The organism is Neorhizobium sp. CSC1952, from assembly GCF_030378245.1.
Taxonomy (GTDB): Bacteria; Pseudomonadota; Alphaproteobacteria; order Rhizobiales; family Rhizobiaceae; genus Neorhizobium; species Neorhizobium oryzae_A.
This window is the reverse complement of record NZ_CP128416.1, coordinates 119,584-140,264: the sequence shown is the minus strand read 5'-3', so window position 1 is coordinate 140,264 and position 20,681 is coordinate 119,584. Positions and strand designations below refer to the sequence as shown.

General features: G+C 59.0%; 20 protein-coding genes and 3 tRNA genes. 20 read left to right on the top strand and 3 right to left on the bottom strand.

The features are described from left to right. Positions 1-6 precede the first annotated feature (6 nt). From QTA58_RS00770 to QTA58_RS00745, 6 genes are all read left to right on the top strand, one after another. Positions 7-1,350: a hypothetical protein gene (locus QTA58_RS00770; RefSeq protein ID WP_289671320.1), complete on the top strand. Its 1,344-nt coding sequence runs from the start codon at positions 7-9 to the stop codon at positions 1,348-1,350. After that, entirely contained in the window at positions 1,340-2,473 is a 1,134-nt protein-coding gene (locus QTA58_RS00765; protein WP_289671319.1) for a glycosyltransferase, read from the top strand. Before QTA58_RS00770 ends, QTA58_RS00765 begins: the two co-directional genes overlap by 11 nt. 40 nt (positions 2,474-2,513) lie before the next feature. Next, positions 2,514-3,089: a DapH/DapD/GlmU-related protein gene (locus QTA58_RS00760; RefSeq protein WP_289671318.1), complete on the top strand. Its 576-nt coding sequence runs from the start codon at positions 2,514-2,516 to the stop codon at positions 3,087-3,089. Beyond that, on the top strand, positions 3,086-4,216 hold the full coding sequence (locus tag QTA58_RS00755; protein ID WP_289671317.1) for a glycosyltransferase family 4 protein: 1,131 nt from the start codon (positions 3,086-3,088) through the stop codon (positions 4,214-4,216). The genes QTA58_RS00760 and QTA58_RS00755 overlap by 4 nt, the downstream gene beginning before the upstream one ends. Further along, positions 4,203-4,766 carry a DapH/DapD/GlmU-related protein gene (locus QTA58_RS00750; protein ID WP_289671316.1) on the top strand — a complete coding sequence of 188 codons (564 nt, stop codon included), beginning with the start codon at positions 4,203-4,205 and terminating at the stop codon, positions 4,764-4,766. The genes QTA58_RS00755 and QTA58_RS00750 overlap by 14 nt, the downstream gene beginning before the upstream one ends. A 70-nt stretch (positions 4,767-4,836) precedes the next feature. Beyond that, positions 4,837-5,742, top strand: a complete 906-nt coding sequence (locus tag QTA58_RS00745; protein WP_289671315.1) for a glycosyltransferase family 2 protein — start codon at positions 4,837-4,839, stop codon at positions 5,740-5,742. Between the two features lie 35 nt (positions 5,743-5,777). On the opposite strand, the gene QTA58_RS00740 is transcribed toward QTA58_RS00745, so the two are convergent. From QTA58_RS00740 to QTA58_RS00730, 3 genes are all read right to left on the bottom strand, one after another. After that, positions 5,778-6,545 carry a hypothetical protein gene (locus tag QTA58_RS00740; RefSeq protein WP_289671314.1) on the bottom strand — a complete coding sequence of 256 codons (768 nt, stop codon included), beginning with the start codon at positions 6,543-6,545 and terminating at the stop codon, positions 5,778-5,780. A gap of 275 nt (positions 6,546-6,820) precedes the next feature. Then, a complete protein-coding gene (locus QTA58_RS00735) occupies positions 6,821-9,028 on the bottom strand; it encodes a right-handed parallel beta-helix repeat-containing protein (protein ID WP_289671313.1) in 2,208 nt (735 codons plus the stop codon). A gap of 225 nt (positions 9,029-9,253) precedes the next feature. Then, positions 9,254-9,329 (bottom strand) — tRNA-Val (locus QTA58_RS00730). A 263-nt stretch (positions 9,330-9,592) separates the two neighbouring features. On the opposite strand from QTA58_RS00730, the gene QTA58_RS00725 reads away from it, so the two are divergent. The 14 genes from QTA58_RS00725 to nuoI all read left to right on the top strand — a co-directional run bounded on the left by QTA58_RS00725 (position 9,593) and on the right by nuoI (position 20,585). Next, positions 9,593-9,669, top strand: a tRNA-Asp gene (locus QTA58_RS00725). Positions 9,670-9,740: 71 nt separating this feature from the next. Then, a tRNA-Asp gene (locus QTA58_RS00720) sits at positions 9,741-9,817 on the top strand. A gap of 263 nt (positions 9,818-10,080) precedes the next feature. Continuing rightward, the gene (locus tag QTA58_RS00715) at positions 10,081-10,446 is read left to right on the top strand and encodes an NADH-quinone oxidoreductase subunit A (RefSeq protein WP_289671311.1); all 366 of its coding nucleotides are present in this window, start codon (positions 10,081-10,083) and stop codon (positions 10,444-10,446) included. Beyond that, positions 10,437-11,018 carry an NADH-quinone oxidoreductase subunit B gene (locus QTA58_RS00710; protein WP_085423052.1) on the top strand — a complete coding sequence of 194 codons (582 nt, stop codon included), beginning with the start codon at positions 10,437-10,439 and terminating at the stop codon, positions 11,016-11,018. Before QTA58_RS00715 ends, QTA58_RS00710 begins: the two co-directional genes overlap by 10 nt. 31 nt (positions 11,019-11,049) lie before the next feature. After that, on the top strand, positions 11,050-11,652 hold the full coding sequence (locus tag QTA58_RS00705) for an NADH-quinone oxidoreductase subunit C (RefSeq protein ID WP_289671310.1): 603 nt from the start codon (positions 11,050-11,052) through the stop codon (positions 11,650-11,652). A 59-nt stretch (positions 11,653-11,711) separates the two neighbouring features. Further along, positions 11,712-12,086, top strand: a complete 375-nt coding sequence (locus QTA58_RS00700) for a four helix bundle protein (RefSeq protein WP_289673309.1) — start codon at positions 11,712-11,714, stop codon at positions 12,084-12,086. A 56-nt stretch (positions 12,087-12,142) separates the two neighbouring features. Then, positions 12,143-13,333, top strand: a complete 1,191-nt coding sequence (locus QTA58_RS00695) for an NADH-quinone oxidoreductase subunit D (RefSeq protein WP_289671309.1) — start codon at positions 12,143-12,145, stop codon at positions 13,331-13,333. After that, positions 13,333-13,596 (top strand): hypothetical protein, encoded by a 264-nt coding sequence (locus tag QTA58_RS00690; protein ID WP_289671308.1) that lies wholly within the window; start codon positions 13,333-13,335, stop codon positions 13,594-13,596. The genes QTA58_RS00695 and QTA58_RS00690 overlap by 1 nt, the downstream gene beginning before the upstream one ends. A 16-nt stretch (positions 13,597-13,612) precedes the next feature. Next, on the top strand, positions 13,613-14,812 hold the full coding sequence (nuoE, locus tag QTA58_RS00685) for an NADH-quinone oxidoreductase subunit NuoE (protein ID WP_289671307.1): 1,200 nt from the start codon (positions 13,613-13,615) through the stop codon (positions 14,810-14,812). Between the two features lie 10 nt (positions 14,813-14,822). Then, positions 14,823-16,127, top strand: coding sequence for an NADH-quinone oxidoreductase subunit NuoF (nuoF, locus tag QTA58_RS00680; RefSeq protein WP_289671306.1), 1,305 nt, complete (start codon positions 14,823-14,825; stop codon positions 16,125-16,127). A 5-nt stretch (positions 16,128-16,132) separates the two neighbouring features. Beyond that, a complete protein-coding gene (locus QTA58_RS00675; protein WP_289671305.1) occupies positions 16,133-16,849 on the top strand; it encodes a 5' DNA nuclease in 717 nt (238 codons plus the stop codon). Positions 16,850-16,907: 58 nt separating this feature from the next. After that, complete coding sequence (gene nuoG, locus QTA58_RS00670) at positions 16,908-18,989, top strand: NADH-quinone oxidoreductase subunit NuoG (RefSeq protein WP_085423059.1); 2,082 nt, start codon at positions 16,908-16,910, stop codon at positions 18,987-18,989. Positions 18,990-18,997: 8 nt separating this feature from the next. Next, entirely contained in the window at positions 18,998-20,041 is a 1,044-nt protein-coding gene (gene nuoH, locus QTA58_RS00665) for an NADH-quinone oxidoreductase subunit NuoH (RefSeq protein WP_289673307.1), read from the top strand. Positions 20,042-20,093: 52 nt separating this feature from the next. After that, positions 20,094-20,585 carry an NADH-quinone oxidoreductase subunit NuoI gene (gene nuoI / locus QTA58_RS00660; RefSeq protein ID WP_085423060.1) on the top strand — a complete coding sequence of 164 codons (492 nt, stop codon included), beginning with the start codon at positions 20,094-20,096 and terminating at the stop codon, positions 20,583-20,585. The last annotated feature ends 96 nt before the right edge of the window (positions 20,586-20,681 follow it).

Genomic DNA, 20,681 nt, shown 5'->3' with positions numbered 1-20,681 from the left:
GATGAAATGGAAGGTTTGCTGCTCTGCTTGTATGTTTTGATAGTGACATGGGCTATCGCGAGATTCCGTTCAATCAACTACAGGAATATTCAGTTCCATGATGGCATCTTGGTCGGTATGGGCTTTTTTTTAATTGCGCCTATTACTTTGACTTTGATTTATGGCGATATAGCCAGTGTCGAAATGCGAGCAGGCCCCTACGAGCCGGTCGATGACTGGCAGACATCGTTAAACCTTGCACTCGGAGCGGCTGTAGTTCTTCTTTTTCATACTTCAGCTCCCCGTCTAGCGAAGGGAGGATATAAGAAAAGAGAAGACGGTGGGATTGCGCTGATTTTAGTATTATTGATTTTATACATAGGGTGCGCAGTCTTCACGTTTTTCTATTCGGGCCGTGCTGGTGGTGGGCATTGGCAGGGTAATCTGGAAGCTAGCCTACGGAGTAGCCCTCTATTGATTATAATTGGTAACTTCGCGAACGTTTATCGGGGCGCTATTTTCGGTGTTTTATACAATCTTTGGGCAAGTGGAAAATTTTCAAAGCTTACGGTTTTTTCTTTTTGCTTCTTTATATGTTTAGTGGATATTATGATTACTTTCAATAGGATTACCATTGCTTACTTTGCAATAGTTACGTTGTTGATGTTTAGATCGCATTTTGTAAAAATATTATTGGTATCTTTGCCTATGCTTCCGTTTATCAGTTACTTCAGTAGCTTGTGGACAGCAATTCGTGGACTCGCGCTTATGGATGGTTATTCGATTTCAGGTTTTATAAATGCCTTTGAGACTGCAAGGAGCGTTAGTAGCTATGGTGACGGGCGCTCTACCAATGCGATATTTGATTCGGAAAATATTATTGTCTTTGACTGGCTGGTAAAACATACGGGAGACTATTTCCCGGTGCTATATGGGTCCACGTTCATCGTGCGACCGCTTACGGTTTTTATTCCTTCGACCTTGTGGCCCAATAAGCCCGGAGTTTTCGGTGTCGATGTCGGAACCAGCCTCCAGGGTGTCCCAGGTCTTGCGTTGAATTCAACTCTTTTTGGCGAAGCATATGGCAATTTCCTCTATTTTTGGCCGCTTGCATTACTTTCAATGTTGTACCTTCTGTCCTGGATATTCGGAACGTTGAGTCGTCGATGGTCGTTTGTAAATGGCGCTAGCTTTTTTATCGGTTTTGCGCTTTGGCGCTTCGACATGTCCTCCGCCTTCATTGGGTTGGTAGCCCTTTTTGCATTCCAATTCGTATTTCGATTGTCATGTGTTCCGATCCAGGCTCTGCTGGCGATCAGGATCGCTAAAGGCGGTCCTAGGATGCGAAGGATGAACTTCAATGGGCGTTAATGTTTGCGTTATCTATCACCATTATCCCCATTATAGGGCGCCTATATTGAGGGAGTTAAAGATAAATGGGGAGAATAATTATGAGTTTTGGGGTGATGTTGAAGAAATTTCAGGAATAAATCCTTTTGCAGGTGATGAAATAGTAGAAATAAAGCGACTATCGTTTCGTCGATGGGGGCCGGTGTGGATTTTGAGCGGGTATTGGAAGGTTTTATTTAGAAATAATTTAAAAGTATTTATAGTATTGGGAAACCCAAATATGCCGGCTAGCTGGATAATAGCATGTGTTGGGCGAGCTTTGGGAAAAAAGGTGCTGTTCTGGAGCCATGGCTGGCGCAAACCCGAGCCGCCAATAAAGGCTAGGATTAGAAATATTTATTTCCGGCTCTGCAATAAGGTCTTGGTCTATGGCAAGCGTGCCAAGTCCATTGCCGTCGCGGGGGGATTTCCCGAAAAAAATGTTGCCGTGATATATAATAGCTTGGACTTTGATAAGTCGGAAAAGATCTTGAAGCGCATATTTATGGATGAGGATAACGATGCAGGGAGGCCTCAACTTTTTTTTGAGAAAAGAAAAAACCCAGTAATCATTTGCACCGCCCGATTAATAAGGAGTTGCCGTTTTGATTTACTTTTCGAAGCTGCTGCTGAAATGAAACGGCGCGACTGCCCGATTAATATTCTATTGGTGGGCGACGGGCCTGAGCGTATGGATTTAGAGGCTATGGCTAAAGATTTGGCGCTTGATGTTCATTTTTTTGGTGCATGTTACAATGAAGAAGTGCTGGGGAAGTTGATATATTTTTCAGACTTGACGGTATCTCCTGGAAAGATTGGTCTCACGGTTATCCATAGCCTGACTTATGGGACGCCAGCGATTACACACGGCGATATGGATTTTCAGATGCCGGAGGCCGAAGCGATTATTCCTAATGTCACCGGGGCGTTTTTTGAACGTGGGAACTACTTGGATCTGGCTGATAAGATTCAGGGGTGGTTAGATCGATCAACAGACAGGAATTTTGTGAGGGGCGCGTGCATGGCTGAAATTAAGGAGCATTGGACGCCTCGAAATCAGAGGCGTCTTATAGATCAGGCGATATCGCAGTTATATGCTTCGTAAGATGAATAGAAGAGGGGCTTTACCAGAGGTGCCGAAGCCTATGTCTGTTCGGCCGGAAATATTGGCGCGCTGCAAAGCGATCGTGGACGGCAGGATAAAGTCAACTGCTCGGAAAGCTTTGAATTATTACATTGCTACTCGATGGCGATTGGCGGAAGTTGGAGAAGGTTTTCAGTCTTCTATCGTAACCAGAATTCCTCCTGGCAGTAGGATCGGCAGCTTTGCCTATATAGGCAAAAATTTCTACTCCGCCGGACCTATTAGTTTGGGAGATTTGGCTATGATCTCGACGTCTGTAACCATCGTTGGAAATGACCATGGTTTCGACGACGAGCAAACCCCGATGCGTCTTGCGTTTAGATGGATGCAAAACATCACCATCTTCGAAGCGGATGTCTGGGTGGGCCACGGCGCCGTAATCAAGGCGGGCATCACCGTTGGCAAGGGATCGGTTATCGCAGCGGGTGCGATCGTGACGAAGAATGTTGAACCATACAGCATTGTTGCCGGCAATCCGGCTCGAGTCATCAAAAGGCGGTTCTCCGACAGTGCGACTGAACGTTACGATCGCACGTTGTACGAGGAGCGGCTAGTGCCCTCTCAGGAGAGAGCATGAAGATCAACATCGTCGTAGGCCCGTTTTATCCCATTCCGCCGGTGAGGGGACTGGCCGTCGAGAAGCGCCAATACGCAATGGCCCTGGAATATGCCAAGGCCGGGCATGACGTGACGGTGATTTCAAGGCGATTTTCCGACTTTCCGAGCCGGGAAACCAAAGACGGCGTGAAACACATCCGGGTTCCTTCGTTCGATCCACCGAAACCCGGGCTTAAATATCGGCTGATGGACGTGCTCTATAGCATCCGCGTTGGCTTCCATATGCCGAAAGCCGACGTGACCGTCACCAACAGCGTCAGCGCTCCGCTCATTCTGCCTCTTCGAAAAGCCGGGAAGATTGCCGTCAGCGTCGGCCGTTACCCGAAGGGGCAGATGGCCCTTTACAGGCGTGCGGCTCGCCTGCATGCCGCATCACGATACATCGCCGATGCTGTCATCGAACAGTCGCCCGGCGTTGCGTCCAAGGTGCACGTGGTCAACAACGCCATCAGCCATGATTTCGCCCAGGCAATCGAAACTGAACGAGGTCCGAGAGAGAGGGAAATCGCCTATCTGGGGCGCATCAGTCGAGAGAAGGGCATCGATATCCTGCTGAAGGCTTTCGTGGCTCTCGCTCCCCGTTTTCCGGATTGGCGGCTCACTCTGATCGGCCCCTGGGAAATCGCGCGCGGCGGTGATGGCGATGACTATCTTGCGGAGTTGAAGGCGCTGACGGCGGGCGTGGAAGATCGCGTCCGCTTCGCGGGGCCGATCTATGATGGGAGGGACATCATCTCCCATCTGAGGAAGGCGGATATCTTCGTCTATCCCTCGATCGCGGAAAAGGGAGAAGCTTTCGGCGTCGCCCCGGTCGAGGCCATGGCCTGCGGATGTGCGCTCATCCTTTCAGCTCTGAAATGTTTCGAGGATTTCGTGCAATCGGAGGAAAACGGTCTGGTCTTCGATCACCGCCGCGATGCGGATACCAATCTCGCATCCGCCCTCGAACGATTGATGCAGGATGCCGCGTTGCGCGAAAGGCTGGGGCTTGCTGCCATGGAGACTGCCCGAAGGTTTACGCCTGCCAGAATTGCCGAGGCGATGTTGATGGATTTTCAGAGATTGGCAGGGCATGGCGCAACTTAAGCAGTTCGATCATCAGAAGGCGCCGAACGACAGCCCCTGGTCGCTGAGAATGCGCGTCGCGATGCTGGCCTGGGAATATTGCTGGTTGCTTTTCTGCGTCTGGACTCCCAAACCGGCAAACCGATGGCGATTGTTGGTTCTGCGAGCCTTCGGTGCCAAGATCAAGGGACGTCCCTTCGTGCACCAGCGCGCCCGGATCCAGATCCCCTGGCACGTGACCTTGCATCATCGTGCCACTCTAGGGGACCGCAGCAATCTTTACAGTCTTGGCGAGATCGAAATCGGCGCTCGGGCCACTGTGGGGCAGGAAGCCTACATTTGCACCGGTACCCATGATTTCGACGATCCGTCCCTTCGCCTCGTCACGGCGAAGATCACGGTGGAGGAAGACGCCTTCATCGGTGCACGTGCTTTTGTCATGCCGGGGATTACCGTCGGGCGCTATGCCCTTGTCGGGGCTTGCTCCGTGGTAACGCGGGATGTCGAACCTTTTACTGTCGTGGCCGGCAATCCTGCCCGCGCCACCACCAGGCGCAGGAGAGATTCGTAGTGGGAGCAAGAGAATTCTTCAATGGAAGCGCTGTACGGTAGACGGAACAAATAAACGAAGATTGTGACGAATGGTTGCTGTGCTGATCCTCACCTATAACGAAGAGCGCCATATCGCCCGAGCGATCGAGAGCGTCTCTTCCTTTGCGTCCGAAGTGTTTGTCGTCGACTCCTTCTCCACTGACAAGACGGTGGAGATCGCACGTTCCCTCGGTGCGGCGGTACTCAGCAATCCTTGGACCAACTATTCCAAGCAATTTCAGTGGGGTCTCGACAATGCGCCGATAACTGCGGATTGGGTGATGCGGCTGGATGCCGACGAGGTGATTGAACAGGAGCTGGCGCGGGAGATCGTCGAAAAGCTTCCGAGGCTGGGTCCCGATATTGTCGGTGTCAATCTAAAGCGCAAGCATATCTTCCTTGGGCGCTGGATTCGCCATGGGGGGCGCTATCCATTGATCCTCACCCGCATCTGGCGAAAGGGGCAGGGGCGCATTGAGGACCGCTGGATGGACGAGCATGTCATCGTGTGGGGCGGGCATACGGTGCTCTTCGACGCCCCTTTCGCCGATCACAACCTCAACGATCTCGGCTTCTTCACCGAAAAACACAACAAATATGCGACACGCGAGGCCGTCGACGTTCTCAACCAACGCTACGGCCTGTTTGCCGAGGATGTGCGGTTGACGAGCGAAGGCTCGTCGCTACAGGCCTCTGCCAAGCGGTTCATCAAGGAACGCATCTACAACAGGATTTCGTTTCCTCTTTCCACGCTGAGCTATTTCCTCGTCCGCTACATCATCCAACTCGGCTTCCTGGATGGGCGCGAGGGGCTGATTTATCATTTTCTGCAGGGCTATTGGTACCGTTTCCTCGTCGGCGCCAAGGTGCTGGAACTTGACCGGACGATCCGTGCGCTTCCAACGCCCGAGGAGAAGCGCACGGTTCTGGCACAGCTCACCGGTTTGGCCCTCTAGCATGCCATTGCGTCAACCGACTGTAAAATGTGGGCTTATTCGTATGCGGTCCGGAATTTGCCTGTAATAAGAGTAATTTCCGCACGGGTGGCACGACGGTTGAGGCCAAGGTAAGCATATTGGCGCCCACCGGTGAAGAGTGACGGGTTATTGCCATTGTTATAAGCGCAAAGTGCAATGGGCGAAGTGGTTCCAGCTGGAGTACCGCTCGGTGTGCCGCTGGCTTCAAGAATACCATCAACATAAAGCTCAATCGCGTCTGCGTTACCGGTCATGACCACGACATGGTCGGAAGTGGTGAGGTTGCTTTGCCCAACAAGTGCTTCCGCCGATGCTCCCCAACCTGCTCGTGCGACACTGCCTGCACCAGATGTCCCCAACACCGCTCGATTGTTGGAGGCACTGTTGCCTCCCCCGAGAACGATTTGATTGGTCCCCGAGAGCCGCCCCGCGAATGCCAGGGTGAGCGCGGCGGTTGGGATAAAGGTCGTCAGGAGCCGGTCGTCGCTGGCGTCCGGCTGTAGATACGGCTTTCCATTATTGGCTCGCCAGAGAGGCCGTGATGATGCGGTGGTCTGGACAGCATTGCAGGCATTGCCGCTGCTGTCTCCGGCGTACCCCACGGGATCATTGTCCGCCGCCACGGCGGCAGTGGCTGCGCTATCCTGAAAGAGCCTTGAAAGATCGCCCAGCGGATAGATCAGGAAGCCGCTTTCGCCGTTGGCGAACAGCGAGAGAAGGCTTTTGTCGTTGCTCCGATTGAGAGCGGGCGGTCCTTTGAGAGAAAGGCTGAGATCGAGCATCAGGACCTCCCGTCATGGGCGGCAGCCGTTGTGGCGCCGGCAAGCCTTCGCCCTGCGAATGACAGGTCGCGCGCGACGGCAATCTCGCCGTGGTGTTTCGGTCGGCTCTTTGCCGATACCTTTGAAATCTGCATGTCCGTTCCTGCTCCTTCATGTTCATCGGACAAAAGCCGGCCGATGGTGGCCGGAAGTTTGCCTTTGATTGTAGGAACAGGTTCGGGGAGGGGGATGAAATGTCGGAAGAAATCTGCGGAACAGGCTGCACCACAGAAACCCTATGGTCCGCCAACCATCTGATCCGGCTTGCGGATCGGCTGTCTGACCGGTATTCGCACATCGCTCATGACATTGTCCCGGAGGGTCAGTTCGTCCACGCCTTGCCCGATATCGATGCCGATATCGGTCCGCGTGATCTCGTTCTGCTCGATCAGGACGTTTCGAATAGCGGGCGCAGTTGCCGAGCGGCCATCCACCCGGATCGTCGCAGCCGCGCGCAGCCGGTTCTGCCGGATGACCGTCCCGAAGGCGAGAAGGGTGTCGTTGTCCTTGAACTGCCGGCCGGCAATATCGATGCGGGCTGCATGCTGGAAAGCCGGTCCGGTGACCTCGTTGTTCAGAAACTGGATATAGAAATTCGGCTGCAGATGTTTGTAGTAGAGTGAGGTCGCGCCGAAACCGGTGCTCCTCAATGCCGTGTTGTCGGCAAAGACATGCTTGTAACCTGCGCCGTAGATCTGGATTTGGCCGACGTCTTCGAAGTGGTTGCCGACGATCAGATAGTTTTCCTGCATCGGCAGGATCGAAACGATGGAGCCGATCTCCGCCAGTCCGGAGATGTCCCGGTCCAGGTCGAGAACATCGCCGGCTTTTTTGACAATTCTCGCCACGAGCCCCAGCCCCTGGCCCTTCACCACAAACAGACCCGCTCCCTCCCAGTTCCGCTCCTTGAGCACGCCGGGGCCGGCGGGATCTATCCGCACCGATCGGTCGAGCACCGCGGCCAGAGGCCCGCTGTAATAGCCGCCGGGACCGTCGGAGGTCATGGCCTCGCGGTCGTTGCCGTACATGGTCTCGAACCGGTTGTTGCGGATGAGCACGTTGCGGGCGGAGACATAGCCTTCGAGGGTATTGATTCCGCCGCCGGAGGCCTGCAGGTCCGTCCCTATGATGCGGTTGTTTTCAAAGAGAACCCCGTCCGGCCCCGAAATGCTGTACCAGCCGCGGCGGCCGGTGCGGAACGTGTTGCCGGTAAGACGCGCGCCTTTCGGCCCCATGAGCAGGAACGGGCGCATGGAGGAAAGTATGTCGCAATCCTCGACGACGATGTTGCTTCCCCCGAGCAGAAGGCCGACGACGCCTGATTGACGATGTCCCCGCATGGCTTGCAGCCGCTGGGCCGCGTCCTCGTCCGTCATTCGTCCGAGGAAGGACGATGCCCGGACGATCACTCTTCTGACGGCGACGTTCCGGCCGCTGGCCTTTCCCGACCGCGGATCGAAGCCGCCCTTGATGATATCGAAATGGCGGAAGGCGTTGATCGTCATGTCTTCCACGGAAAAATCGCGCACTCCCTCGATCAGCGCGCCCGGAGGGGTTTCGGTATCCTTCCATATCAGCGTCACGAGATCGTTCGACTCGCCCTTGAGGACGACGCCCTCCGGAATTTCGAGCGTTCCCGTCAGCCGGTAGATGCCGTAATGCAGCAGCAGCGTACCGCCGCCCCGCTTGTGCAGGGCTCCCATGGCCGCGTTGATCCGCGCGGTATCGTCGTGATCGGCGCTGTCCGGCTGGTTGCTGAAGAGCTCCATGACCGGCCGTTCCGCTTGCGGCCCGGATTCTATCTCGATCGTGCCGGCATCCCGCCAGGCGGAGGCGTCGCCCGCTCCGTTCCAGAGGCGGACACGGTAGGAGCCGGCCGGCGCCTCGTCGGGGATGGGGAAGGATGCCGACCATATGTCGGGGCCTGCAACGTTCAGAGGGATTTCCTTGGCATCCTCCCCGATCAGCTTGGCCACGGCCCTGTCGGTCACGGCCATGTTGCGTCCCGACAATCGCAGCCAGCCGCCGGGCGTGGCCGCCGGCCCTCTGTCGCCCTGCGCCCAATAGATATCGGGAGCGTTGAGCTGGAAGCTGGAGGTCGTATCTTCGGACCGAAGCGTGACAGAGAAAACCCCTGGCGCAAAATGCTTGGGCAGAATGAAGGATAGGCTGCTGTCGGATTTCGCCAGCGCTTCGGCCTGTTCCGGCTCCGGCCGGCTGGCCGTCCTGTCTTCAGCGTGATCAATTAGCCGGGAGACCTCCACCTTTTCGACCGCGGCAAGCCCCATCCCGCTGACCTGAACGGTCTGCCCCGGCTTCACCGGATCGCTCGCCCAGAAGATATGAGGGGCGTCTGCCGCGGCGGGGCCGGAGAGGCCGAGTGCCGACAGCATAAAGACGATCGGCAGCAGTCGGCGGCCGAGGCGGGGGAGGCGGAAGCGCATGACCTACCTTTGCGGACGTGGGCGGATGCAGATGCGGGAAAATAAATCGATCTTTGTGACACTTTATCGATTGTTTGCTGCAAGACAATAACGGCACCGGCAGCCCGAACGGCAATTTGTCGTCGCTTTCGCATGGAAGACGATCAAGGCCACGTGCTTGGAGAAACTACAGCGCTCACGCGCAGCAACCCGCGGTGCGGCTCTTCGATAAGTTTAAAGGAGAAATGGTGGGCGATGAGAGACTCGAACTCCCGACATCCTCGGTGTAAACGAGGCGCTCTACCAACTGAGCTAATCGCCCTTCGCGGATGCGGGGCTTCGGCCCCGCCGCATCGGTGGCCGTGATCTATGCGGATCGCGGAAAAACCGCAAGAGCTTTCATGATGTTTTTTTGAAATTTTTGGAGAAGTCGTGGCGCGGCAAGGGCAGGAGAGGGGAAAGCGGCGAGCCGTCATCCTTTTGTCTTGAAACCTGCTTGACACGAAAACACGAACCTCTTAGTTAGCCGCTCAACCGAGCGGTCGAGGCCGCCGGCCGCGGGGCTTCGTGCCTCACGAGTAATGCGCGGGTGTAGCTCAGTCGGTTAGAGTGCCGGCCTGTCACGCCGGAGGTCGCGGGTTCGAGCCCCGTCACTCGCGCCATCTCTCCTCGAAACGATCCGCTGCTTGGCGCTCCGGCGCAAAGAGGCGGCTGCCGCAAGTCGGCATCATGCGCGGGTGTAGCTCAGTCGGTTAGAGTGCCGGCCTGTCACGCCGGAGGTCGCGGGTTCGAGCCCCGTCACTCGCGCCACTTGTTTCCTTATTCTTCGGCATATGCATTAAAACGATTTGGGTTTCGGATATCCTTCACGAACGGAGCCCGTCGTCGTCGTCCTGATGCGGGTGCCCGCAATCGTTTGAAGTGCTCCATTTTGGCGCAGGATGCGACATTCAAAAAGCTTGCGCCGGGGCTTCGGCTGCGCTAGTCACGGCTTGCTGCAATGCACGTTCGCTTGCCCGTGCATTGATTTTAGAGCGTCGCCCGGCGCTTCAGGCAAGCTGGGATCGAATACCATGAGTGAACTCCTCACTTCCTACATCCCGATCGCGATCTTCATCGGAATCTCCCTGGTGATCGGCATCGCGCTTTTGGTCGCGCCCTTTGCGGTGGCGTACAAGGCGCCCGACTCGGAAAAGCTCTCGGCCTATGAATGCGGCTTCAATGCCTTCGACGATGCGCGCATGAAGTTCGACATCCGATTCTATCTGGTCTCGATCCTCTTCATCATCTTCGACCTCGAGGTGGCTTTCCTGTTTCCCTGGGCGGTCTCTTTCGGCGACCTCGGCTGGTTCGGCTTCTGGTCGATGATGGTTTTCCTGGCCGTCCTGACGGTCGGCTTCATCTATGAATGGAAGAAAGGAGCGCTGGAATGGGAGTAGTCGATAGCGGCAGCACTCTCGTCGCGCCGAAGCCGAAGGGCATTATCGATCCGAATACCGGCAAGCCCATCGGCAGCGACGACGCGTTCTTCGGCGAGATCAACAACGAGCTCGCCGACAAGGGTTTTCTCGTCACCTCCACCGACGAGCTGATCAACTGGGCCCGCACGGGTTCGCTGATGTGGATGACGTTCGGTCTGGCCTGCTGCGCAGTCGAGATGATGCAGCTCTCCATGCCGCGCTACGACGTCGAGCGCTTCGGTTTCGCGCCGCGCGCCTCGCCGCGCCAGTCGGACGTGATGATCGTCGCCGGCACGCTGACCAACAAGATGGCGCCCGCGCTGCGCAAGGTCTATGACCAGATGCCGGAGCCGCGCTACGTCATTTCGATGGGGTCCTGCGCCAACGGCGGCGGTTACTATCATTATTCCTATTCGGTGGTGCGCGGCTGCGACCGCGTCGTGCCGATCGATATCTACGTTCCGGGCTGTCCCCCCACGGCGGAGGCGCTGCTTTACGGCGTGCTTCTGCTGCAGAAGAAGATCCGGCGGACCGGCACGATCGAGCGCTGAAGGCCAAAGGCTAGGGTAACAGGACAAGAATATGAGTGAAGCCCTGAACGAGCTTTCGATCTATATCCGCGAAGCGCGCTCCGCTCTCGTGGAGGATGCGGTTCTCGCCTATGGCGAGCTGACGCTGACGGCGAAGCCGGAAAATCTGGTGCCGCTGCTCACGTTCCTGCGGGACGATGTCCAGTGTGGTTTCGTCAGCTTCATCGATATCTGCGGCGTGGACTATCCGGCGCGCGAGAAGCGCTTCGATGTGGTCTATCATCTGCTCTCGCCGCGCCAGAACCTGCGCATCCGCGTCAAGGTCGCCGTGGCCGAGGACGAGCCGGTGCCGTCCGCCTGCGCGGTCTATCCGGGCGCCGACTGGTTCGAGCGCGAGGCTTGGGACATGTACGGCATCCTGTTCACCGGGCATCCGGACCTGCGCCGCATCCTGACGGATTACGGCTTCGAAGGCCACCCGCTGCGCAAGGATTTCCCGACGACCGGTTTCGTCGAGGTTCGTTACGACGACAGCGCCAAGCGCGTCGTCTACGAGCCCGTGGAGCTGCGCCAGGAGTTTCGTAACTTTGATTTCTTGAGTCCCTGGGAAGGCACGGATTATGTGCTGCCGGGGGATGAAAAAGCTAAGGCCTGATTTCAGGCAGTAGGCAATGGGCAATAGGCAGTAGTTTTTAGGAGAACGGGCAAACGGCGATAAATTCCTATCAGGATCTTGTAGTGTGGCAACGCTCCATGGACCTGGCGGTTGCGTGTTACGAGCTGACCAAAGATTTTCCTAAAGAGGAAATCTACGGGTTGGTTTCACAGATAAGGCGCTCGGCAGCATCTGTGGCAGCCAATATCGCTGAAGGTTACGAGCGTGACGCTACCGGTGCTTATGTGCAACATTTGAAGATTGCTCAAGGCTCGCTGAAGGAATTGGAAACGCATCTGATACTCTCGACACGCGTAGGGATCATTGCAGCAGGTAATATTCAGCCGGCGATGCTTCTGAGTGACGAGATTGGGAAGATGTTGCGGTCGCTTATTCGCCGTTTGCAGGATGGACGGAATGATGATGAGAACTGAAAACGGGCTACTGCCTACTGCCTACTGCCTAATTCCTACAAGCGCGGAGCGCGCCCATGACTGAACACAACGTCCGCAACTTCAACATCAATTTCGGACCGCAGCATCCGGCGGCGCACGGCGTGTTGCGGCTTGTGCTGGAGCTGGACGGCGAGATCGTCGAGCGCGTCGACCCGCATATCGGCCTGCTGCACCGCGGCACCGAGAAGCTGATCGAGACGAAGACCTATCTGCAGGCCGTTCCCTATTTCGACCGGCTCGATTACGTCGCGCCGATGAACCAGGAGCACGCTTTCGCGCTTGCGGTCGAGAAGCTGGTCGGCATCGAGATTCCGATCCGCGGCCAGTTGATCCGCGTTCTGTATTCGGAAATCGGCCGCATCCTGTCGCATCTTTTGAACGTCACGACGCAGGCCATGGACGTCGGTGCTCTCACGCCGCCGCTCTGGGGTTTCGAAGAGCGCGAGAAGCTGATGGTCTTCTACGAGCGTGCCTCGGGCGCCCGCATGCACGCGGCCTATTTCCGCCCGGGCGGCGTGCACCAGGACCTGCCGCACGAGCTGGTCGAGGATATCGGCAAGTGGTGCGACGAATTCCCGTCGAAGCTCGACGATATCGACGATCTCTTGACCGGCAACCGCATCTTCAAGCAGCGCAACGTCGATATCGGCGTCGTGAAGCTGGAGGATGCCTGGGCCTGGGGCTTCTCGGGCGTCATGGTGCGCGGTTCGGGCGCGGCCTGGGACCTGCGTCGCGCGCAGCCCTATGAATGCTATTCCGAACTCGATTTCGACATCCCGATCGGCAAGAACGGCGACTGCTACGACCGCTATCTGATCCGCATGATCGAAATGCGCGAATCCTGCAAGATCATGAAGCAGTGCGTCGACCGTTTGCTGGGCGATGCCAAGACCGGCCCTTTCTCGTCGGCGGACGGCAAGGTCGTGCCGCCGAAGCGCGGCGAGATGAAGCGCTCGATGGAAGCGCTGATCCATCACTTCAAGCTCTACACGGAAGGCTATCACGTGCCGGCCGGCGAAGTGTACGCTGCGGTCGAGGCCCCGAAGGGCGAATTCGGCGTCTTCCTCGTCGCCGACGGCACCAACAAACCCTATCGTTGCAAGATCCGTGCTCCGGGTTATGCCCATCTGCAGGCGATGGATTTCATCTGTCGGGGGCACCAGTTGGCGGACGTTTCGGCTGTCCTCGGCTCGCTCGACATCGTGTTCGGTGAGGTGGACCGCTGATGATCCGCGCCGTCGTTTTCGCAAGTCTGCTCCTGGCCGCGCCGGCTGCGTTCGCGCAGCAGGGTCAGTCGGCTGAGCAGTTCGGCGGATCGACGGAAAGCGGCGGATCGAAATCCATGGGGGATCTCCTGTCGGAAGGATATGAGATCAAAGCTTCCGCACCCAGCGGAACAAAGTTCATAGTGTTCATGCAGAAAGACAAGTCTGCCTATGCCTGCGAATTCGTGTCGCTGACGCGCTCGCGGTGTGGAACCATAAACTGATAAGGCGTGGAAAAGAATGTCCGTTCGTCGATTAGCCGAAGACAAGGTGCAGCCGGCAGTATTCGCCTTCAATGACGAGAATGCCGTCTGGGCCGAGGCAACGATCAGGAAATATCCCGAAGGCCGGCAGCAGTCCGCCGTCATTCCGCTTCTCATGCGCGCGCAGGAGCAGGACGGTTGGGTCACCCGCGCGGCGATCGAATATGTCGCGAACAAGCTGGACATGCCGCTCATCCGGGTGCTGGAGGTCGCGACCTTCTATACGCAGTTCCAGCTGAAGCCGGTCGGCACCCGCGCCCATATCCAGGTCTGCGGCACGACGCCCTGCATGCTGCGCGGCGCGGAAGACCTGATGAAGGTCTGTCAGCATAAGATCCACCACGACCCGTTCGAGCTGAATGCCGACGGCACGCTCTCTTGGGAAGAGGTCGAGTGTCAGGGCGCCTGCGTCAACGCGCCGATGGTCATCATCTTCAAGGATGCCTATGAGGACCTGACGCCGGAGCGCCTCGAGGAGATCATCGACGCTTTCGAAGCGGGCAGGGGCCACGAGATCAAGCCCGGCCCGCAGATCGACCGGCATTTCGCCGCGCCGGAAGGTGGGCCGCTGACGCTTCTGGAAGACGTGAAGCCGGTTCGCACCAATCTCGAGCCGCAGCCGGCCGCCGATGCAGCCCCGGTTCCGCCGGCCGATGCCGCCCGCCCGAAGGATACGGCGCCGGAAACGGATCCGAAGCTCAAGACGCCCGCCACCGCGCCTAAAGCCGCCGCGAAGAACGCCAAAGCTGCGGAAGCCCAGCCGCTCTCGGGCACCGCCAAGAGCGAGCCGGACCCGAAGGCCGTCGGCAGCGCGGCCGAAGGCGCGCCAGCCGAACCCGGTGCCGCGACGGCGCCGGCCAGGCCGGCCGCCGCCAGGGCTGAAAAGCCGTCGCTCGAGGACAAGAACCGCCCGAAGGGGATCGAGAAGCCGGCCACGCCGGACGATCTCAAGATGATCTCCGGCGTCGGGCCGAAGATCGAGGCCATTCTGCACGAACTCGGCATCTTCACTTTCGCGCAAGTCGCTGCCTGGAAGAAGGCGGAACGCGAATGGGTCGACGGATATCTGAATTTCAGGGGCCGCATCGAACGCGACGACTGGGTGAAGCAGGCGAAGGCGCTCGCCAAGGGCGGCGAGGCCGAATACATTAAAGTCTTCGGCAAGAAGCCGCGGTAAGGGGTGAGACATGCTTAAGGATCAGGATCGCATCTTCACCAACATCTACGGTCTCAAGGACAAGTCGCTCAAAGGCGCGATGAGCCGCGGCCATTGGGACGGCACCAGGCAGATTCTCGAAAAGGGCCGCGACTGGATCATCAACGAGATGAAGGCGTCAGGCCTTCGCGGCCGCGGCGGCGCAGGCTTCCCGACCGGCCTCAAATGGTCCTTCATGCCGAAGGAATCGGACGGCCGCCCGCATTACCTCGTGGTCAACGCCGACGAATCCGAGCCCGGCACCTGCAAGGACCGCGAGATCATGCGCCACGATCCGCATACGCTGATCGAAGGCTGCGTCATCGCCGGTTTCGCCATGGGCGCCCATACGGCCTACATCTACGTTCGCGGCGAATATATGCGCGAGCGCGAGGCGCTGCAGGCGGCGATCGACGAGTGCTATGACTTCGGCCTGCTCGGCAAGAACAACAAGCTCGGCTGGGACTTCGACATCTACGTCCATCACGGCGCCGGCGCCTACATCTGCGGCGAAGAGACGGCACTGCTCGAAAGCCTCGAAGGCAAGAAGGGCCAGCCGCGCCTGAAGCCGCCGTTCCCGGCGAATATGGGCCTCTACGGCTGCCCGACGACGGTCAACAACGTCGAGTCGATCGCGGTCGCGCCGACCATTCTGCGTCGCGGCGCCGGCTGGTTCTCGTCGATCGGCCGCCCGAACAATGTCGGCACCAAGCTCTTCATGATCTCGGGCCACGTGAACAAGCCCTGCACGGTCGAGGAAGCCATGAGCATTCCCTTCCGCGAGCTGATCGAGAAGCATGCCGGCGGCATCCGTGGTGGTTGGGACAATCTCCTCGGCGTCATTCCGGGCGGCGCATCCTGCCCGATCATTCGCGGCGAGGACATGGACGACGCCATCATGGACTTCGACGGCATGCGCGACAAGAAGTCGTCGTTCGGCACGGCGGCCATCATCGTCATGGACAAGTCGACCGACGTCATCAAGGCGATCGCCCGCCTCTCGGCCTTCTTCAAGCACGAGAGCTGCGGGCAGTGCACGCCCTGCCGCGAAGGCACGGGCTGGATGTGGCGCGTCATGGAGCGCATGGTGAGGGGCAACGCGCAGAAGCGCGAGATCGACATGCTCTTCCAGGTCTCCAAACAGATCGAAGGCCATACGATCTGCGCGCTCGGTGATGCGGCCGCCTGGCCGGTCCAGGGTCTCATCCGCAACTTCCGTGCGGAGATCGAAGCGCGTATCGACCAGTACACCTACAACGCCATGGACCATGGTGCCGTTCTGGAAGCTGCGGAGTAAGGATTTTGACGAAGAAAGGCGAGGATCGGCGGGATATGGAGGCGGCGGATCAGCATCCGGCGTTCGATCCCACGCGCCTGCCTTATTTTTCCGAAGCGCTGTCGCTCAATCCGCTGCTGGCGCATCCGGCGGCCGCCATGGCCGCGGCCACTGCGATCGGTTTCGGTTTCGCGAACCAGATGGCGAGCGCCTTCTTCGGCGTGCTGCAGGGGGCCATGGAGGCGGCTAACCAGCGCAATCAGCCGGCGGGGGCCGAAGTTTCTGCTCCGGTCGAGAAGCCTGTGACGTCGCGCGCCGCCGCCGTGGCAGAACCGGTGCCGCCGGTCGCCGAAAAGCCGAAGGCTAAGCCGGTTCGCAAGGCCGCAAAGCCGGCTGCAGAGAAGAAGGTCGTTGCTCCGGCGGATACGGCCGCCAAGACCAAGGCAGCGCCGAAGCCCGCAGCCGGAGTTTCTGTTAAGGCCCCGGCTGGCAAGGTTCCGGTACGGAAGCCGGCCAAGGCAAAGCCCGCGGCAAAGGCGTCTGCCTCGGCCGACGACCTGAAGCGGATTTCGGGCATCGGCCCGAAGCTGGAGGGGGTTCTGAAGGGCATGGGCGTCACCGGTCTTGCCGAGATCGCCGCCTGGAACGATGCCGACATTGCCCGCTTCGACAAGGAATTGGGTTTCGAAGGGCGCATCCGGCGGGACGATTGGGTCGGCCAGGCGAAAGCTCTGTTGAAATAAGAGATCATGTCCCGGGCGCTTGGCGCCGAGGGATGGAACTAAGGACGTTAGTGAGACGATGGTTAAGCTGAAGGTAGACGGCAAGGAAATCGAGGTTCCGGATCATTTCACGCTGCTCCAGGCGTGCGAGGAAGCCGGTGCCGAGGTTCCGCGCTTTTGTTTTCACGAGCGTCTTTCGGTCGCGGGCAACTGCCGCATGTGCCTGATCGAGGTGAAGGGCGGGCCGCCGAAGCCGGCCGCCTCCTGCGCCATGGGCGTGCGCGATATCCGTGGCGGCCCGAACGGCGAGCTGCCGGAAGTCTTTACCAACACGCCGATGGTCAAGAAGGCCCGCGAAGGCGTGATGGAATTCCTGCTGATCAACCATCCGCTCGATTGCCCGATCTGCGACCAGGGCGGCGAATGCGACCTGCAGGACCAGGCCATGGCCTTCGGCATCGACAGTTCGCGCTACACGGAAAACAAGCGTGCCGTCGAAGACAAGTATATCGGACCGCTCGTCAAGACCGTGATGAACCGCTGCATCCACTGCACGCGCTGCGTCCGCTTCACGACGGAAGTCGGCGGCATTTCCGAGCTCGGTCTGATCGGCCGCGGCGAGGATGCCGAAATCACCACCTATCTCGAACAGGCCATGACCTCCGAGCTGCAGGGCAATGTCATCGACCTTTGCCCGGTCGGCGCGCTGACCTCCAGGCCCTTCGCCTTCACCGCCCGCCCGTGGGAGCTCGGCAAGACCGAATCGATCGACGTGATGGATGCGGTCGGCTCCGCGATCCGCGTCGATACGCGCGGCCGTGAAGTCATGCGCATTATGCCGCGCGTCAACGAGCAGGTGAACGAGGAGTGGATTTCCGACAAGACCCGCTTCATCTGGGACGGCCTGAAGACCCAGCGCCTCGACCGGCCCTATGTCCGCAAGAACGGTCGTCTGCAGGCCGCCTCCTGGGGCGAGGCCTTCGGTGCCATCAAGGCTGCGGTTTCGGCGGCCTCTGCCGACAAGATCGGCGCGATCGCCGGCGATCTCGCCTCGGTCGAGGAAATGTATGCGCTGAAGGAACTGATCAAATCGCTCGGTTCGGAAAACCTCGACTGTCGCCAGGACGGGACGGCGCTTGATCCGTCGCTCGGTCGTGCAAGCTACCTTTTCAACCCGACGATCGAGGGCATCGAACAGGCGGGCGCACTGCTTCTGATCGGCGCCAATCCGCGCCTCGAAGCCGCCGTCCTCAACGCCCGCATCCGCAAGCGCTTCCGTCGCGGCAACTTCCCGATCGGCGTGATCGGCGAAGTCAGCGAACTGCGCTACGTCTACGACTATCTCGGTGCGGGCCCGGAAACGCTTTCCGATCTTGCTTCCGGCGCCAACAGCTTCGTCGACAAGCTGCGCAACGCCAAGAACCCGATGATCATCGTAGGGCAGGGGGCTCTTGCCCGCCCGGATGGTGCAGCGGTTCTGGCGGCTGCCGCTCAGCTTGCCGGCTCCGTCGGTGCCTTGACGGAAGACTGGAACGGTTTTGCCGTGCTGCACACGGCCGCTTCCCGCGTCGGCGGCCTCGATCTCGGCTTCGTGCCGGGCGCCAAGGGTGCCGATGCCGCTCACATGCTCGCCGGCATGGATGTGCTCTTCCTGCTCGGTGCCGATGAGCTCGACTTCTCGAAGAAGAACGCCGGGTTCACCGTCTATATCGGCAGCCATGGCGATGCCGGTGCTCATACCGCCGACGTCATCCTGCCGGGCGCTGCCTATACGGAAAAGTCCGGCACCTGGGTCAATACCGAGGGCCGCGTCCAGATGGGCAACCGCGCCGGTTTCGCGCCGGGCGAGGCCCGCGAGGACTGGGCGATCCTGCGCGCGCTCTCGGATGTGCTCGGCAGGAAGCTGCCCTTCGATTCTCTCGCGCAGCTCCGCACGAAACTCTATGAAGCCTATCCGCACTTCGCCGCCATCGACGAGATCGCGGCCGGCTCGGTCAACGAAATTGCCGCACTTGGTCAAAAAGCTGGTGCTATGACGAAGTCCGGGTTTGCGTCTCCGATCAAAGACTTCTATTTGACGAACCCGATCGCCCGCGCTTCCGCCGTCATGGCTGAATGCTCGGCATTGGCCCGCAACAATTTCCAGGCTGCGGCGGAGTAATTATGAACATGGATTCGTTCTTTTCGACCTACGTCTGGCCGGCGATCGTCATGATCGGACAGTCGCTGCTGCTCTTGGTCTGCCTGCTTGTCTTCATCGCCTACATCCTGCTCGCCGACCGCAAGATCTGGGCGGCCGTGCAGTTGCGCCGCGGCCCGAACGTCGTCGGTCCCTTCGGTCTCTTCCAGTCCTTCGCGGACCTTTTGAAGTTCGTCTTCAAGGAGCCGGTCGTTCCGGCCGGCGCCAACAAGGGCGTCTTCCTGCTCGCCCCGCTGGTCGCCGTGACGCTGGCGCTCGCCACCTGGGCGGTGATCCCGGTGAACCAGAACTGGGTGATCGCCAACATCAATGTCGGCATCCTCTACGTTTTCGCGATCTCCTCGCTCGAAGTCTACGGCATCATCATGGGCGGCTGGGCTTCGAACTCGAAGTATCCGTTCCTCGGCGCGCTCCGTTCGGCGGCGCAGATGGTGTCCTACGAGGTCTCGATCGGCTTCGTCATCGTCACCGTGCTGCTCTGCGTCGGTTCGCTGAACCTCACCGATATCGTCAACGCGCAGAACAGCGGCCTCGGAACGATGCTCGGCCTACCGGCTTCCTTCCTCGACTGGCACTGGCTGGCGCTGTTCCCGATGTTCGTCGTCTTCTTCATCTCGGCGCTGGCGGAAACCAATCGCCCGCCCTTCGACCTTCCGGAAGCGGAATCGGAACTCGTCGCCGGCTTCATGGTCGAATACGGCTCGACCCCGTACATGATGTTCATGCTCGGCGAATACGCAGCCGTCGTGCTGATGTGCTCGCTGACGACCATCCTATTCCTGGGCGGCTGGCTGCCGCCGGTCGATATCGCGATCCTCAACTGGGTGCCGGGCATCATCTGGTTCGTGCTGAAGGCGACGCTCGTCTTCTTCATGTTCGCCATGGTGAAGGCCTTCGTACCGCGCTACCGCTACGACCAGCTCATGCGTCTCGGCTGGAAGGTCTTCCTGCCGCTGTCGCTCGCCATGGTCGTCATTACCGCATTCGTGCTGAAGCTTATGGGATGGGCTTGAAGATGCCTGTTGAGATATTCGCCCAAGCTTCTGGCATCATTGGAGAATAAAGATGGCAAGTCTCGGCCAGGCCGTGAATTCGCTGTTCCTGAAGGAGTTCGTCGGCGCCTTCTTCCTGTCGATGCGCTACTTCTTCAAGCAGAAGGCGACGATCAACTATCCGTTCGAGAAGGGGCCGGTCTCCCCGCGCTTCCGCGGCGAACATGCGCTGCGCCGCTATCCGAACGGCGAGGAGCGCTGCATCGCCTGCAAGCTCTGCGAGGCGATCTGTCCTGCCCAGGCGATCACCATCGAAGCAGGCCCGCGCCGCAACGACGGCACCCGCCGCACGGTGCGCTACGATATCGACATGGTGAAGTGCATCTATTGCGGCTTCTGCCAGGAGGCCTGCCCGGTCGATGCGATCGTCGAGGGGCCGAACTTCGAGTTCTCGACCGAGACGCGCGAGGAGCTTTACTTCGACAAGGCGCGGCTCTTGGAAAACGGCGACCGCTGGGAGCGGGAGATCGCCCGCAATATCGCTTTGGATGCGCCCTACCGCTGAGGCGGGATGCATCTTTCCGGTGCCGCCGGCACTGGTGACATTGGATGAAATGCCCGGTGCGGAAACGACGGCGCCGGGTTTCGACGGGAAGGGGCG

What these genes read in the sequence shown, in the direction of transcription:
- QTA58_RS00770 (WP_289671320.1), top strand. Translation starts at nt 7, where the DNA reads ATGGAAGGTTTGCTGCTCTGCTTGTATGTTTTGATAGTGACATGGGCT.
- QTA58_RS00765 (WP_289671319.1), top strand. Translation starts at nt 1,340, where the DNA reads ATGGGCGTTAATGTTTGCGTTATCTATCACCATTATCCCCATTATAGG.
- QTA58_RS00760 (WP_289671318.1), top strand. Translation starts at nt 2,514, where the DNA reads ATGTCTGTTCGGCCGGAAATATTGGCGCGCTGCAAAGCGATCGTGGAC.
- QTA58_RS00755 (WP_289671317.1), top strand. Translation starts at nt 3,086, where the DNA reads ATGAAGATCAACATCGTCGTAGGCCCGTTTTATCCCATTCCGCCGGTG.
- QTA58_RS00750 (WP_289671316.1), top strand. Translation starts at nt 4,203, where the DNA reads ATGGCGCAACTTAAGCAGTTCGATCATCAGAAGGCGCCGAACGACAGC.
- QTA58_RS00745 (WP_289671315.1), top strand. Translation starts at nt 4,837, where the DNA reads ATGGTTGCTGTGCTGATCCTCACCTATAACGAAGAGCGCCATATCGCC.
- QTA58_RS00740 (WP_289671314.1), bottom strand. Translation starts at nt 6,545, where the DNA reads ATGCTCGATCTCAGCCTTTCTCTCAAAGGACCGCCCGCTCTCAATCGG.
- QTA58_RS00735 (WP_289671313.1), bottom strand. Translation starts at nt 9,028, where the DNA reads ATGCGCTTCCGCCTCCCCCGCCTCGGCCGCCGACTGCTGCCGATCGTC.
- QTA58_RS00715 (WP_289671311.1), top strand. Translation starts at nt 10,081, where the DNA reads ATGAGTGAACTCCTCACTTCCTACATCCCGATCGCGATCTTCATCGGA.
- QTA58_RS00710 (WP_085423052.1), top strand. Translation starts at nt 10,437, where the DNA reads ATGGGAGTAGTCGATAGCGGCAGCACTCTCGTCGCGCCGAAGCCGAAG.
- QTA58_RS00705 (WP_289671310.1), top strand. Translation starts at nt 11,050, where the DNA reads ATGAGTGAAGCCCTGAACGAGCTTTCGATCTATATCCGCGAAGCGCGC.
- QTA58_RS00695 (WP_289671309.1), top strand. Translation starts at nt 12,143, where the DNA reads ATGACTGAACACAACGTCCGCAACTTCAACATCAATTTCGGACCGCAG.
- QTA58_RS00690 (WP_289671308.1), top strand. Translation starts at nt 13,333, where the DNA reads ATGATCCGCGCCGTCGTTTTCGCAAGTCTGCTCCTGGCCGCGCCGGCT.
- nuoE (WP_289671307.1), top strand. Translation starts at nt 13,613, where the DNA reads ATGTCCGTTCGTCGATTAGCCGAAGACAAGGTGCAGCCGGCAGTATTC.
- nuoF (WP_289671306.1), top strand. Translation starts at nt 14,823, where the DNA reads ATGCTTAAGGATCAGGATCGCATCTTCACCAACATCTACGGTCTCAAG.
- nuoG (WP_085423059.1), top strand. Translation starts at nt 16,908, where the DNA reads ATGGTTAAGCTGAAGGTAGACGGCAAGGAAATCGAGGTTCCGGATCAT.
- nuoH (WP_289673307.1), top strand. Translation starts at nt 18,998, where the DNA reads ATGGATTCGTTCTTTTCGACCTACGTCTGGCCGGCGATCGTCATGATC.
- nuoI (WP_085423060.1), top strand. Translation starts at nt 20,094, where the DNA reads ATGGCAAGTCTCGGCCAGGCCGTGAATTCGCTGTTCCTGAAGGAGTTC.